Origin of the sequence: Rahnella sp. JUb53 (genome assembly GCF_004346065.1) — a bacterium.
GTDB classification, from domain to species: domain Bacteria; phylum Pseudomonadota; class Gammaproteobacteria; order Enterobacterales; family Enterobacteriaceae; genus Rahnella; species Rahnella variigena.
In genome coordinates, this window is record NZ_SLYT01000011.1 from 32,193 (window position 1) to 46,622 (window position 14,430).

Consider the following 14,430-nt stretch of genomic DNA (forward strand, 5'->3'; position numbering starts at 1 on the left):
TTAAGGCAGCACTTTCGCAGACAAAATCACAATCGGCGTGGTCGGCACGTTCTGGTAAGGCCCGACGTTGTCCGTTTTCACCTGTGACATTTTATCTACCACGTCCATGCCTTTGATGACTTTACCGAATACGGCATAGCCGAAATCACGCTGACCGTGATCCAGGAAGGCGTTATCCGCTACGTTGATGAAGAACTGGCTGGTTGCGCTGTCTTTGTCAGCAGTACGCGCCATCGCGACAGTACCACGCAGGTTACGCAGACCGTTGTCGGCTTCGTTCTTGATCGGCTCTTTCGTCGCTTTCTGCTGCATATCAGCAGTAAAACCGCCGCCCTGAACCATAAAGCCCGGGATCACGCGGTGGAAAATGGTGTTGTTGTAATATCCGCTCTGGGCGTAATCAACGAAATTCTTCACAGAAACCGGTGCTTTAGCACTGTCGAGTTCCAGTTCGATATTCCCTGCTGAAGTGGTCAGCATGACGTGGGTTTGACCAGCAGCAAAAGCCGGCGTTATTGCAGTCAGGGAGAGCAGCGCAGTTAAGGCCACCAAAGTACGTTTAAACATGACAATTCCTTTCTTGAAAGTACAAACAACAGATCCCACTGATTCTAAAGAGCCTTTACGCTCAGCGCCAGACCTTTACGGTTATTTACGCTTCATAGCAACTTTTTCAGATATTTCAAATTGTTACTATCGATTTCTCAGCGGTTAGCTGTTGAAATTAACGGGATAATCTTTATCAAGATGGATCGTCGTTTTCGCAGGCTGAGTTTCGGCTATCACTGAGCCCTGCCGGATGGAATAGCGCACAGGGACTTGTCTGCGTAACGCATCAAATCCGCTTTCTGCTGGCAGGATCACCAGACTGGCGGCGTTGCCACTTTCCAGGCCATAACCGTCCAGATTCATGGTGCGCGCACTGTAAGTCGTAATCAGCTTCAGCCCGTCATCAATTTGCTGATAACCCATCAGCTGGCAAACATGCAGCCCCATATGCAGCACCTGCAACATACTGGCAGTGCCCAGCGGATACCACGGGTCAAACACATCGTCATGACCAAAACAGACGTTTATACCGGCATCCAGCATCTCTTTGACGCGCGTAATGCCGCGGCGTTTCGGATAGGTATCAAACCGTCCCTGCAGATGAATATTCACCAGCGGATTGGCGACAAAGTTAATCCCCGACATCTTCAGCAGGCGGAATAAGCGCGAGGTGTAAGCGCCGTTGTAGGAATGCATCGCCGTCGTGTGGCTGGCGGTGACGCGTGCGCCCATGTTTTCCCGCAGCGCGAGTGCCGCGACGGTTTCGACAAAACGCGATTGTTCATCGTCAATTTCATCGCAATGCACATCGATAAGCGCATGATATTTTTTCGCCAGCGCGAAAGTTTTGTGCAGAGATTCCACGCCGTATTCGCGGGTGAATTCAAAATGCGGGATAGCGCCGACCACGTCCGCACCCAGCTTCAGCGCCTCTTCCAGCAAAGCTTCGCCGTTCGGGTAAGACATAATGCCTTCCTGCGGGAACGCCACAATTTGCAGCGTCACCCACGGCGCAACTTCGGCTTTCACTTCGAGCATGGCTTTCAGCGCGGTGAGCGTCGGGTCGGAAACATCAACATGTGTACGCACATGCTGAATGCCGTTGGCGATTTGCCATTTCAGCGTCTGCCATGCGCGCTGTTTGACGTCCTCATGCGACAACAACGCCTTGCGTTCCGCCCAGCGTTCAATGCCTTCAAATAATGTACCGGACTGATTCCACGCTGGCTGACCGGCGGTCTGCGTAGTATCGAGATGAATATGCGGCTCGATAAAAGGAGGTATTGCCAGCCCGCCTTCCGCGTCCAGGATATGTTCGCCGTAATCGGCATTATCCAGCTGCGAAGTGATATGGCGAATGACACCGTCATCGATATCTATCTGCCACAACCCTTCGCGGTCCGGCAGGCGTACATTTTTAATAGTACGCAAAGGAGTTTTGGTCACGCGTTACCTCATCGTTTTAGAAAGACTTCATCATCAGTGATGTTATAGCCAATCTTAGAACAATAGCCTGAAAGTGTTTATAAATCGAAAGGTTACATAAAAACCCAATGAAATCAGTCAAATACCCCCTAAGGAGTATATTGGTAGCGGCTTGATTTGCATCAATACCCCCTGTTACGCGCGCGTTATGTTTAGCCTCAGAAAATCAAAATTGAGGCAATTATGAGCAAAGTCAGACTCGCGATTATTGGCAACGGCATGGTCGGCCATCGCTTTATCGAAGACTTACTGGATAAAGCAGAACCGGGTCAGTTCGACATCACGGTACTATGTGAAGAGCCGCGCGTGGCCTATGACCGCGTCCATCTTTCCTCCTATTTTTCACATCATACCGCCGAAGAACTGTCACTGGTTCGTGAAGGGTTTTACGAAAAGCACAACGTGAATGTGCTGATTGGCGAACGCGCCATTACGCTCAACCGCCAGGAAAAAGTTATTCATTCCAGCAGCGGCCGGACGGTGTATTACGACAAACTGATTATCGCGACCGGTTCCTATCCGTGGGTTCCGCCGATCACCGGCTCTGACGGTCAGGATTGCTTTGTTTACCGCACCATTGAAGATTTACACGCGATTGAATCCTGCGCCCGTCGCAGCAAACGCGGTGCTGTGGTCGGCGGTGGTTTGCTTGGCCTCGAAGCCGCCGGCGCGCTGAAAAACCTCGGCGTTGAAACGCATGTAGTTGAATTTGCACCCGGTCTGATGGCCGAACAGCTCGATGTCATGGGCGGCAGCCAGCTGCGCCAGAAAATCGAAAGCATGGGTGTGCAGGTTCATACCGCCAAAAATACCAAACAGATTGTTCAGGGCGGTACGTCTGCCCGTAAGACGATGGAATTCGCCGACGGCACTTTCCTCGAAGTCGATTTCATCGTGTTCTCTACCGGTATCCGCCCGCAGGATAAACTGGCGCGCCAGTGTGATTTAGACATCGCTCCGCGCGGCGGCATCGTGATTAACGATCAGTGCCAGACCAGCGATCCGGACGTGTACGCTATCGGCGAATGTGCGTCGTGGAATCAGCGTACCTTCGGTCTGGTGGCGCCGGGCTATAAAATGGCGCAGGTCACCGCCGACCATTTACTCGGTCGCGATAACGCCTTCACCGGCGCAGACATGAGCGCCAAACTGAAACTGTTAGGCGTAGATGTGGCCGGTATCGGCGATGCGCACGCACGCACACCGGGCGCACGCAGCTACGTTTACCTCGATGAAAGCAAGGCGCTCTATAAACGTCTGGTGGTCAGCGAAGACAATAAAACACTGCTCGGCGCGGTGCTGGTGGGCGATACCAGCGATTACGGCAATCTGCTGCAACTGGTGCTGAATAGCATTCCGTTGCCGGAAAACCCGGACGCGCTGATCTTACCTGCTCACGCAGGCAGCGGCGGCGGCGCGGTTATTGGTACCGATGCCTTGCCGGAAAGCGCGCAAATTTGCTCCTGCTTTGACGTCACTAAAGGCGACATCATCAAAGCCGTTCAGGGCGGTTGTCATACCGTGGCGGCACTGAAATCAGCAACCAAAGCCGGTACCGGCTGCGGCGGCTGTATTCCGCTGGTGACGCAGGTGCTGAATGCTGAACTGAGCAAGCAGGGCATCGAAGTTAACCATCATCTGTGCGAGCACTTCGCCTATTCACGTCAGGAGCTATACCACCTGATCCGCGTGGAAGGCATCCGTTCGTTCGATGATTTGCTGAATAAATACGGCAAAGGCTACGGCTGCGAAGTCTGTAAACCGACCGTCGGCTCGCTGCTGGCATCGTGCTGGAACGATTACGTGCTCAAGCCACAGCACACGCCGTTGCAGGACACCAATGATGTGTTCCTCGCCAACATGCAAAAAGACGGCACCTATTCCGTGATCCCACGCTCGCCGGGCGGTGAAATCACGCCGCAAGGGTTGCAGGCGATTGGCGAAATCGCAGCTGAATATAATCTTTACACCAAGATCACCGGCTCGCAGCGCATCGGCATGTTCGGCGCGCAGAAAGATGATTTACCGGCCATCTGGCAGAAACTGATTAATGCAGGATTCGAAACGGGTCAGGCCTACGCCAAAGCGTTGCGTATGGCGAAAACCTGCGTCGGCAGCACCTGGTGCCGTTACGGCGTGGGCGACAGCCTCGGTTTCGGCATCAGCCTGGAAAACCGCTACAAAGGCATCCGTACGCCGCACAAAATGAAGTTCGGCGTGTCCGGCTGTACCCGCGAATGTTCTGAAGCGCAGGGTAAGGATGTCGGGATTATCGCGACGGAAAACGGCTGGAACCTGTACGTCTGCGGTAACGGCGGCATGAAACCTCGTCATGGCGATTTACTGGCCGCCGATCTGGATAACGATACCCTGTTGCGTTACCTCGACCGCTTCATGATGTTCTACATCCGCACCGCCGATAAGTTGCAACGTACGTCAGTCTGGATGGATAACCTCGAAGGCGGCATCGACTACCTGCGTAAAGTCATCATCGATAACAAACTGGGGCTTAACGATCAGCTGGAAGCCGAACTGTCGCGCCTGCGGGGATCCGCGGTTTGCGAGTGGCAGGAAACACTGAATGACCCGGCGGCGCAAACCCGCTTTACCCACTTTATCAACAGCAGCCAGCGCGACCCGAATGTGCAGTTCGTCGGTGAACGTCAGCAGCATCGTCCGGCGCGTCCGAACGAGCGTATTCCGGTGACACAAATCGCTGACGGGGAGGAAGTATTATGAGCCAGTGGTTAACGCTTTGTTCTGTCGATCAGATCCTGCCAGGTTGCGGCGTTTGCGCACTGGTGGACGATCAGCAAATCGCGCTGTTCCGTCCGTATGCCGACGAGCAGATTTTTGCGCTGTCGAATATCGACCCGTTCGCGCAGGCCAGCGTGCTGTCACGCGGGATTATCGCCGAACATCAGGGCGAACTCTGGGTCGCCAGTCCGCTGAAAAAACAACATTTTCGCCTGACAGATGGCCTTTGTATGGAAGATGAAGCGTATTCAATTTCCGCCTACGACGTGCGTATCCGCGACGGCAATGTTGAACTGAATACCGCCAGTCTTCAGGCGCAAACCAGCTAAACTCCGCGCTTTCCACGCCGCCTCCGGGCGGCGTTGTTCATATTTAAAAGAATGTCGTTAAAAGAACGCCGTATCAAAACGCGCCATCTCAGAGAAGATTATCTATGGATTACCTGCCCCTTTTTTGTCAGTTAAAAAACAGAGCCTGTTTGCTGGTCGGTGCCGGTGACGTGGCTGAACGTAAAGCGCGCCTGCTGCTGGATGCCGGTGCAAAACTGACGGTTAACGCCCTCACCTTCACGTCGCAGTTTCAGATCTGGGCTGAGGAAGGCAAAGTCCGGCTGCTGAAAGGCGAATTTTCCCCGTTGCTGGTCGATGAAAAATGGCTGGTGATCGCCGCCACCGATTCAGACTTAGTGAATCAGGAAGTCAGCGAGGCCGCTGAACATCGCCGCGTATTCTGTAATGTGGTCGATGCCCCTGAAAGCGCCAGCGTAATCATGCCGTCGATCATCGACCGTTCACCGCTGATGATCGCGGTGTCTTCCGGCGGCAATGCCCCGGTGCTGGCGCGTTTGCTGCGTGAACGCCTGGAATCCATTTTGCCGCAACATCTGGGCAAACTGGCACAGGTGGCGGGCGGATTGCGGGCTCGCGTGAAAGCACACTTTACCAATGCCTCTGAGCGCCGCCGCTGGTGGGAAAAGCTGTTCAATCATCATCGTCTGGCGCAGTCGCTGGCGAATAATGACGAGGCACAAAGCGGGCAATATCTCGAAGAACTGTTCAGCGAACCGGTCGATAAACACGGCGAAGTCATTCTGGTCGGTGCCGGGCCGGGCGATGCCGGATTGCTGACACTTAAAGGTTTGCAGCAGATGCAACTGGCCGATGTGGTGGTTTACGACCGGCTGGTTTCCGACGGCGTGATGAATCTGATACGTCGTGACGCCGAGCGAATTTTTGTCGGCAAACGCGCAGGGCATCATTGTGTGCCGCAGGAACGTATCAACGAAATCCTGCTGGAACAGGCGCAAATGGGCAAACGCGTTGTCCGGCTAAAAGGCGGCGATCCCTTTATCTTTGGCCGTGGCGGCGAAGAACTGGAAGCACTGAAAGCCGCGGGTATCGCATTTTCCGTGGTACCGGGTATCACGGCGGCATCCGGGTGCTCTGCCTATAGCGGCATTCCGCTGACCCATCGCGATCACGCGCAAAGCGTGCGGCTCATCACCGGTCATGCAAAGCAGGATGGCGTTTTAGACTGGGCCTGTCTGGCTCAGGGTCAGCAAACGCTGGTGTTTTATATGGGGCTGACCCAGGCCTCTGAGATCCAGCGCCGTCTGCTGGAAAACGGGTTGCCAGCAGAAACGCCTGTGGCACTGGTCGAAAACGGCACCAGTCAGACGCAGCGCGTGGTCACCGGCACTCTCACTGAGCTCGGTAATCTGGCGACACAGGTACAGAGCCCGAGTTTGATTATTGTAGGTACCGTAGTGAGTTTGCGTCAGAAACTGAACTGGTTTGCCAGCGAAAACCGTTTGTAACGCCCTTCTGCTCAAGAAATCTCCATTTATTTTATTAATCAATTCAGAGAAGTGAAGTCAGATTCACTTCTCGCCCTCCACTTATAAGATAAATCTTATAACAGAATATAATTCCTGTTATCTCACCATTCGCGATCACAATTCAAAATAATCACCCCACTCAAATGGAATATTCAGAATCTTCACCTTAAACTTTAATTACGCCAACTGTGGCGTAATCTCCCGTGGAGGGTCAAATCATGCGCCATACCATTCATGTTGGTCATGTTAACAAGGTTGCCCTGGCAATCTTAGTCGCCCTGTCACTGGCTGCCTGTAGCGGCAGTGGCGGCGGCGGTTCTTCTCATACGGCAAAAACATCCACGACCGGATCGGCAACAACCGGCGATGGAACGACTTCAGGCAGTGACGGAACCACTACCGCAGGAACCGGCACCAGTACAGGGACAGGAACCACCACTACAGGTGATGGCACCACTACTGCGGGGAATGGAAGCGGAACGGGTACCGGAACAGGCACAGGAACGGGTACTGGCACCGGAACAGGGACCGGAACAACGCCATCAACAACCCTCGCGACGGGCACCATCCTGAGCAGTGCGGGCGGTGCGGTGAGCGGTGTAGGGACGCAAGTCAGCAGCATCGCAACTCAGACGCCAGTCAGTAATATTCCTGTCGCCGGTACCGGCGTCGTGACCATCATCGACAGCACCGGTAAAGCCGTAACTGCCGTCGGCAGCGGCGTGCAAAACGGTGTCGGACAACTCGGCACCAATCCGAATGCAATAGGCACCACTGTCGCCGGTGTACCTGTTGCCGTGGCTGATTTAGGCACCGGCGTTTCCGGACTGGGTACTTCTCTGGCAGCAAACACCACCGGAACACCTGCCAGTGGCGTGACATCAGCCGCAGGCGGGCTGGTAGATAATGTCGGGAAAGTGGTCACCACCACGGGCAACGGATTAGCCGCGAATGTGCAGACCGGCTCACTTTCCAATGTAACCACTGCCGCCACCGGCATCGTCACCCCCGTTGTCGCCAAGGTTCAGGGCACTACCCAGACCGTGGGCGGCGCCACCGGACTGGGCGCACCGGTTAACGGCTTGCTGAATCAGGTCGGCACCACCGTGAGTGGCGCAGGTACACAACTTTCCACCAGCACGCCAGCACTGGCCGGTCTGGGGACAACGGTGACGGATACCGGACAGGCCGTTTCTAAAACCGGCACGATCCTGGTTCCGGCGAGCAGCACCACCACGACAACGGCCAGTAATTCCGGCAGCATCTCAGCCGGAGCAGGAGCATCGGCTTCACAATCAGGAGGATTACTTGCTGGCGTGGGCACCACCGTCGGCGGCCTCACAGGAGGACTGGGTCTGAAAGTCAAAACAACCCCATAAGTCTGTCGTTGTAAATCTTTAGCTGTAAATCTGTCGTTGTTATCTTCAGCTGTAAAAAAGCCCGCTCTCTGGTTTTCTGCGCAGAGCGGGCTTGATTCACCGGGTTCCAACATTTGCCTGTGCGTTCAAAGGAATATTTATGAGAATAAAATCCTGCATGGTGGCTTTATTGGGTTCTGCCATTGGTTACAGTTCGGCAGATATGTTTCCCACTTTGATCGACCCGAATAACCCGGCCAAACTGGCTGAGCCCATTTCCCAGCCTCCGGCCAAAACGCAAAAAATCGCCTTACCTTCACACTCCTTACCGGCAAAAGATTCCGCCCCCAAGCTGACACCTCAGACACTGATTGAGATAAAACACATTCAGTTTATCGGCGGCACTCGATATCCGCTGGATTCTCTGGTTGCGCCCTTCGCGTCCTTTGTGGGCAAAAAGGTGCCGCTGTCGGCATTACTGTCCGCCACTGATTCCATCACGCAACGCTATCACCGCGACGGTTTTATTCTCTCTTACGCCTATATTCCGGCCGATAACTTTAAAAACGGCACCCTCAACGTCGGGCTGGTTGAAGGATATATTTCCGGAACCCAAATCCACAGCGACAATCAGCAGGTTGGCCGCTGGCTGAGCAAATTATCGCAGCACATCATGGCGGAGAAACCGCTGACGCAGGACACCTTCGAGCGCTACACGATTCTGATGCAACGCACACCGGACACTAAAGTCAGCGCGACGGCCAATAATCCGAACAACATTTACGGTGCTACCACGCTGAATGTAGATGCGGTGCGGCAGCGAAACTGGAATATCGCCACCGCCGTGGATACCCGCAAAGGTGACAGTTCTGCGGTGGTGAACGCCACGCTGAGCGGCCTGAGCACCTACGGCGAACAACTGGGTATTGCGACACTCATCCCGCTGGAAAGTGATACCCGCAAAACCTATGCCGGTCTGAACTATCAGCAATATCTCGGTGATGATGGATTGCTGATGCAGCTTAAAGGCAGCTATTACCAGCAGAAAGACAAGGATTACAACACCATCCTGTTCCTGCCTAACGGCATCACTGTGGATTCACAGGATAAGCAAACGCAATACAACGGTGGCGTGGTATTCAGTTACCCGTTACAACTGACGCGGAAAAAACAGTGGACAGTCAGCGGCGGTCTGGATTATCTCGACAAGAAATATGAGTACGATTTACTGGCAAGACTTGGCAATCAAAAACTGCAATTACCGCAGGTAAGCCAGCGGATACGCTATCCGACAGCCGAGCTTTCCCTGACCGGATATCGTGAATACGATCAGGCTTACTGGAACACGACGTTTAACGTTCGTCAGGGAATTGACGGACTCGGCGCAACCAATTCGACACCCAACGCCGATCTGACCTTTACCCGCTGGAAATTTAACGGTGACTCGGCGTATCTGTTTGATAAAAAATGGCGGCTCAGCGCGTCGGTTGAAGGTGACTGGTCGGACAATGATTTGCCGGAGCCTGAGCGGGTGAATTTTGGTGCCCTGCATTACGGGCGTGGCTATCCGGACAGCGATGCGCAGGGGGATTATGGCGTCGGCGGACAGGTGGAAATGCGCTATATCCATAGCCTGGAACAGGGAGTGTGGCTGAAAACCATTCAGCCTTACGCCGTGGTGGATGCGGCGCATACGGGTTTCAATCAGCAGGGGTTACCGAAGCAAAATCTGTCGTCTTACGCCATCGGTGTGATGTTTGGCGATAACCGTCATTACACATTATCCGTGGAAGCCGCCCGCCCGATTGGCGACACGCCGCTCGACAGCACATCCCGCGACTGGCGTTATAACGCGACATTTACCTATAACTTCAGTTCCGGTTCATGATGCGCTGAAAATAAAAAACCACGTCCGGGGACGTGGTTTTTTGCTTTGATGCCAGACCAGAATTATTCGTAGCTGACAAAACCAATAGCTTCATAGGCTTTCTTCAGCGTCACACTGGCACGGGCGCGGGCCTTTTCAGCGCCCTCTTTCATCACCTGTTGCAGATAAGCTTCGTCGCCGCGGAAACGGTTAAAACGCTCCTGCACCTCGGTCAGCATGCCTGAAACAGCTTCGGCCACTGCGCCTTTCAGATGACCATACATCTGGCCTTCAAATTCCGCTTCCAGCTCAGGGATCGCTTTGCCGGTGACACCGGAAAGAATATCCAGCAGGTTAGAAACGCCCGGCTTGTTCTTAATGTCGTAACGGATGACTGGCGGCTCTTCAGAGTCGGTCATCGCGCTTTTGATTTTCTTGGTCACCGCTTTCGGATCTTCCAGCAGGCCGATAACGTTTTTACGGTTGTCATCAGACTTGGACATCTTCTTGGTCGGTTCCTGCAGGGACATCACGCGGGCACCAGACTTCGGAATAAATGGCTCAGGTACAGTAAACACATCGCCATACAGCGCGTTGAAACGGGCGGCGATATCGCGGCTCAGTTCCAGATGTTGTTTCTGGTCTTCACCCACCGGCACCTGATTGGTCTGGTACAGCAGAATATCGGCGGCCATCAGCACCGGATAGTCGAACAGACCGGCAGTAATACTTTCGCTGTTAGAAGTCTCGTAACGCGCAGACTTGTCTTTAAACTGCGTCATACGGCCCAGCTCACCGAAATAGGTGTAGCAGTTCAGCGCCCAGCTCAGCTGACTGTGTTCAGGAACGTGAGACTGCACGAAGATGGTACTTTTCTTCGGATCAATGCCGACCGCCAGATACAGCGCCAGCGTGTCGAGTGTCGCTTTGCGCAGTTTTTCCGGGTCCTGACGCACGGTGATCGCGTGCAAATCGACGATGCAGTAAATGCATTCGTAATCGTCCTGCATTTTGACCCATTGACGCAGCGCACCCATGTAGTTGCCAATGGTCAATTCGCCGGAGGGCTGTGCGCCACTAAATACGATGGGTTTACTCATTTTATGCTTCCTGATCTTTTAAAGATGACAGCCCTAATATGGGCAAAAGGTCGGCAAAATTATCCAGCACACGATCGGGTTTGGTCAGCGCGATAGTTTCACCGTAGTTATAGCCATAAGTCATGCCGACACACGGGCAGCCTGCGGCCTGTGCAGCATGGATATCATTGCGGGAATCGCCCACGAATACCATTTCACTGGCGCGCAATCCGAGCAAGGCTAACGTCATGTAGACGGGTGCCGGATGCGGTTTTTTCGCCACGACATCGTCACCGCCAATCACCACGGTGAAATAGCTGTCGATACCCAGAGATTGCAGTAATGGCGCGATGAAAGGCGTCGGTTTGTTAGTCACCAGCCCCATCGGAATTCCGGCTGCGGCCAGAGCGGCCAGCGTCTCTTTGACTTGGGGGTACAAACGGCTGCCGCCCGCGGCAGTATCGGCATAATAGTGATCGAATTTATCGCGCACTTTCTGCAGAAACTGCGGTGATAAATCGCCTTCGGCCCAGCGCACGGCGCGCTCAACCATGATATCGGCACCGTTACCAATCCAGGTGCTCAGGCGTTCAACGCCTGCGGCAGGCAAATTAAAATCTTGCAGCGCCCTGTCCAGCGCGTCAGAAAGACCGGGTGCGCTGTCAACCAGCGTGCCGTCGAGATCAAAACCTAAACCGAGGGCTTTCAGTGGCTCAGTCATGGGTGGCCTTAGCCAGCTCGCTGCGCATGTGGTCGATAACGGTTCGGTAATCCGGCTGATTAAAGATGGCTGAACCGGCCACGAACATATCCGCACCCGCCGCAGCGATTTCACCGATATTTTCGGCTTTCACACCGCCGTCAACTTCCAGACGAATGTCATAACCGCTGGCATCGATGATTTTACGTACCTGACGCAGTTTATCGAGCGTGCCCGGAATAAACGACTGACCGCCAAAGCCCGGGTTCACCGACATCAGCAGGATCACATCGAGTTTATCCATCACGTACTCGAGATAACTCAGCGAAGTCGCAGGGTTAAATACCAGACCCGCTTTACAGCCATGGCTTTTAATCAGTTGCAGCGAACGGTCAACGTGTTCTGATGCTTCCGGATGGAAGGTGATGTAAGTCGCACCGGCCTCGGCAAAATCCGGAATAATACGATCTACCGGCTTAACCATCAGATGAACATCGATCGGCGCCGTAATGCCGTAGTTGCGCAGCGCTTTCAAAACCGCCGGCCCCATCGTCAGATTAGGTACGTAGTGGTTATCCATGACATCAAAATGGACAACATCTCCGCCAGCTTCCAGTGCTTTGGCAGTGTCTTCACCCAGACGGGCAAAGTCAGCCGACAGAATGGACGGTGCAATCAAAAACTGTTTCATCCGCTTCTCCAAACGATAGGGTTATCCGTCACTCACCGCTGAACGGCAATCACCGGTAGAGCGCTAAAAGTTCATTCACCAGGCTGCGTTTTGCAACTTTACTGCTGATGGTACGCCGTGCCGAAACACGGTGCAGAACCGCCTGTGCGTACCATTCCAGCGTTTGTGGTGTTTCGTGGTTGGAAATCAGCACCGGCACATCATTCTCATGGGAAAGCTGATACGCCAGCCGCGCCAGATTGCGCTGATCATCCATACTAAAACTGTTGGTGTGGTAAGCCGTAAAATTTGCAGTCGCAGAAAGCGGGGCATACGGAGGATCGCAATACACCACCGAGCCAACCTGTGCTTTCAGCAAAGTGTCCTGATAATGCTCACACACAAATACTGCATTTTTTGCTTTTTCAGCAAACCAGTAGAGTTCTTCTTCCGGGAAATACGGCTTTTTATAACGGCCGAAAGGCACGTTAAATGCCCCACTGAGATTGTAACGGCACAGACCGTTGTAACAATGGCGGTTGAGATAGAGGAAAAGCACTGAACGACGATAAGGGTCGCTGCTGGCATTAAACTCAGCCCTCAGGACGTAAAAACGCTCTGACTCATTAAACTCTGGCGTGAAAAGCACACGGGCATCACGCACAAATTCATCAGTGCGTGTCTTCACAATGTTGTAGAGGTTGATCAGGTCGTTGTTGATGTCCGCCAGAATATAAGCGTCATACTCGGTATTTAAAAATACCGAGCCCGCGCCAACAAAAGGCTCAATCAGACAATCTCCCGCCGGAAGATGACGTTTGATGTCATCAATCAGCGGGTATTTGCCGCCAGCCCACTTCAAAAACGCGCGGTTCTTCTTCATGCCGTCAGTTAGCTACTTATACAATTCACAGCCGCGGATTGTATCCTGTTTTTAGACAGCAAATCGCGTTGAGATCAGTTTCATTTTTTCAGGTCTTGCTGTACCTGATGTACAGGTTTGACCCACGGTTTTTTCGCCTGAACTTCCGCAGGCAAGCTGGAAATGGCACGTTTGGCTTCTGCAGAAGAAGCATAGTTACCACTGACCAGCACAAACCACGGCTTCCCGTCGCGGGCTGTCTGATATACCAGATAATTTTTCAGACCTTGCTGTTTAGCAAAGGCGTTCAGTGAGTTCGATTGAGAAGCACCGCTTAATTGCAGGGTAAAGTGCGTACCCGGCGCTGACTTGATGGCCGCTGAACTGCCTGACGACGCGACAGAAGATGACGCTGACGGAGCCGCTGTTGCCGATGATTTGGAAGCCTGCGGTTTCGCTGCATGTGCAGTCTGGCTGGTCGCAGCAGGTTTGTGCTCTGCCGGTTTCGCCGTGTGTGAAGTCTGTGGATTACGAACAACCGGAGCCGGGCGGATATGCGAGGCGGATGGTTGAGCACCGGCCGCTGCCTGAGTGCGGGCAGAACCGTTCACGGTCGCCGGGGCGGTTGGCAAAGAGGTCAGTGACTGTGCAGCAGGATTCATTCCACCCTGCGCGGCATTATCCACCTGATTTTGCTGAGAAGATAACGCATCACTCATATCGCCAGGCAAATCGACCCGCTCTTTCGCCTGACCATTATCCGGAACGGGCTGGGCTTCCGTTGGTGTGGAGGAAACCGGCGGTAAGCCGATACTCTTCGGTTGCTGGCCATCAGCAGGTTGCTGACCGTTAACGGCTTGCGCCGTATTGGCCTGAGCCTGGGCAGAAGGCTGAGCAGGCGCTGCTGCATCGTTACCGGCAAGACTAATGTCTTTCGGTCCGTTGTTCTGCTGGGCTGGCTGATTGGATGTTGGCGACTTCATGGCGGAGCCGATGCCGACAATCAGCAATACCAGCACCACAATACCGATGCCGATCATCACGTACTGACGGGAAACAGCAACTTTGGGAATGGAAGGAGACGGTTTGCGGGCGCGCGGCGGGCGGCGATCGCTGGTGTCTGGTTTGAGATCGTCTTCCGGTGTTAAATCATCCATCTAAAACCTCCAACCCGGCTAAAAGCCTAAACTGGCTTTACGCGGAGCAACTATCCTGACTAAAAAATAAAGCTTTGCTGGCATGGGTGAAATCGGTCGTTATCTGGCC

At 53.7% G+C, this 14,430-nt stretch carries 12 protein-coding genes; 5 read left to right on the plus strand and 7 right to left on the minus strand.

The features are described from left to right. Entirely contained in the window at positions 1-567 is a 567-nt protein-coding gene (gene ppiA, locus EC840_RS21105) for a peptidylprolyl isomerase A (RefSeq protein ID WP_112288623.1), read from the minus strand. 144 nt (positions 568-711) lie between these two features. Further along, complete coding sequence (locus EC840_RS21110) at positions 712-1,995, minus strand: cytosine deaminase (RefSeq protein ID WP_113877175.1); 1,284 nt, start codon at positions 1,993-1,995, stop codon at positions 712-714. Between the two features lie 222 nt (positions 1,996-2,217). Between EC840_RS21110 and nirB the strand changes: the two genes are divergently transcribed. From nirB to EC840_RS21135, 5 genes are all read left to right on the plus strand, one after another. Beyond that, positions 2,218-4,773 (plus strand): nitrite reductase large subunit NirB, encoded by a 2,556-nt coding sequence (gene nirB / locus EC840_RS21115; RefSeq protein WP_132966934.1) that lies wholly within the window; start codon positions 2,218-2,220, stop codon positions 4,771-4,773. Continuing rightward, positions 4,770-5,120, plus strand: a complete 351-nt coding sequence (gene nirD, locus EC840_RS21120; RefSeq protein ID WP_129637650.1) for a nitrite reductase small subunit NirD — start codon at positions 4,770-4,772, stop codon at positions 5,118-5,120. The genes nirB and nirD overlap by 4 nt, the downstream gene beginning before the upstream one ends. A gap of 104 nt (positions 5,121-5,224) precedes the next feature. Further along, positions 5,225-6,607 (plus strand): siroheme synthase CysG, encoded by a 1,383-nt coding sequence (gene cysG / locus EC840_RS21125; RefSeq protein WP_129637651.1) that lies wholly within the window; start codon positions 5,225-5,227, stop codon positions 6,605-6,607. A gap of 239 nt (positions 6,608-6,846) precedes the next feature. Beyond that, positions 6,847-8,007: a collagen-like triple helix repeat-containing protein gene (locus EC840_RS21130; RefSeq protein WP_129637652.1), complete on the plus strand. Its 1,161-nt coding sequence runs from the start codon at positions 6,847-6,849 to the stop codon at positions 8,005-8,007. Positions 8,008-8,146: 139 nt separating this feature from the next. Further along, complete coding sequence (locus EC840_RS21135; RefSeq protein ID WP_132966936.1) at positions 8,147-9,874, plus strand: POTRA domain-containing protein; 1,728 nt, start codon at positions 8,147-8,149, stop codon at positions 9,872-9,874. A gap of 62 nt (positions 9,875-9,936) precedes the next feature. On the opposite strand, the gene trpS is transcribed toward EC840_RS21135, so the two are convergent. The 5 genes from trpS to EC840_RS21160 all read right to left on the minus strand — a co-directional run bounded on the left by trpS (position 9,937) and on the right by EC840_RS21160 (position 14,321). Further along, positions 9,937-10,953, minus strand: a complete 1,017-nt coding sequence (gene trpS / locus EC840_RS21140; protein ID WP_132966938.1) for a tryptophan--tRNA ligase — start codon at positions 10,951-10,953, stop codon at positions 9,937-9,939. Position 10,954: 1 nt separating this feature from the next. Next, positions 10,955-11,653: a phosphoglycolate phosphatase gene (locus EC840_RS21145; RefSeq protein WP_129637654.1), complete on the minus strand. Its 699-nt coding sequence runs from the start codon at positions 11,651-11,653 to the stop codon at positions 10,955-10,957. Beyond that, positions 11,646-12,323, minus strand: a complete 678-nt coding sequence (gene rpe / locus EC840_RS21150; protein ID WP_132966941.1) for a ribulose-phosphate 3-epimerase — start codon at positions 12,321-12,323, stop codon at positions 11,646-11,648. The genes EC840_RS21145 and rpe overlap by 8 nt, the downstream gene beginning before the upstream one ends. A 49-nt stretch (positions 12,324-12,372) precedes the next feature. Then, on the minus strand, positions 12,373-13,185 hold the full coding sequence (gene dam, locus EC840_RS21155; protein ID WP_113877183.1) for an adenine-specific DNA-methyltransferase: 813 nt from the start codon (positions 13,183-13,185) through the stop codon (positions 12,373-12,375). An 80-nt stretch (positions 13,186-13,265) separates the two neighbouring features. Beyond that, positions 13,266-14,321 (minus strand): SPOR domain-containing protein, encoded by a 1,056-nt coding sequence (locus EC840_RS21160; RefSeq protein WP_112288634.1) that lies wholly within the window; start codon positions 14,319-14,321, stop codon positions 13,266-13,268. Positions 14,322-14,430 lie beyond the last annotated feature (109 nt).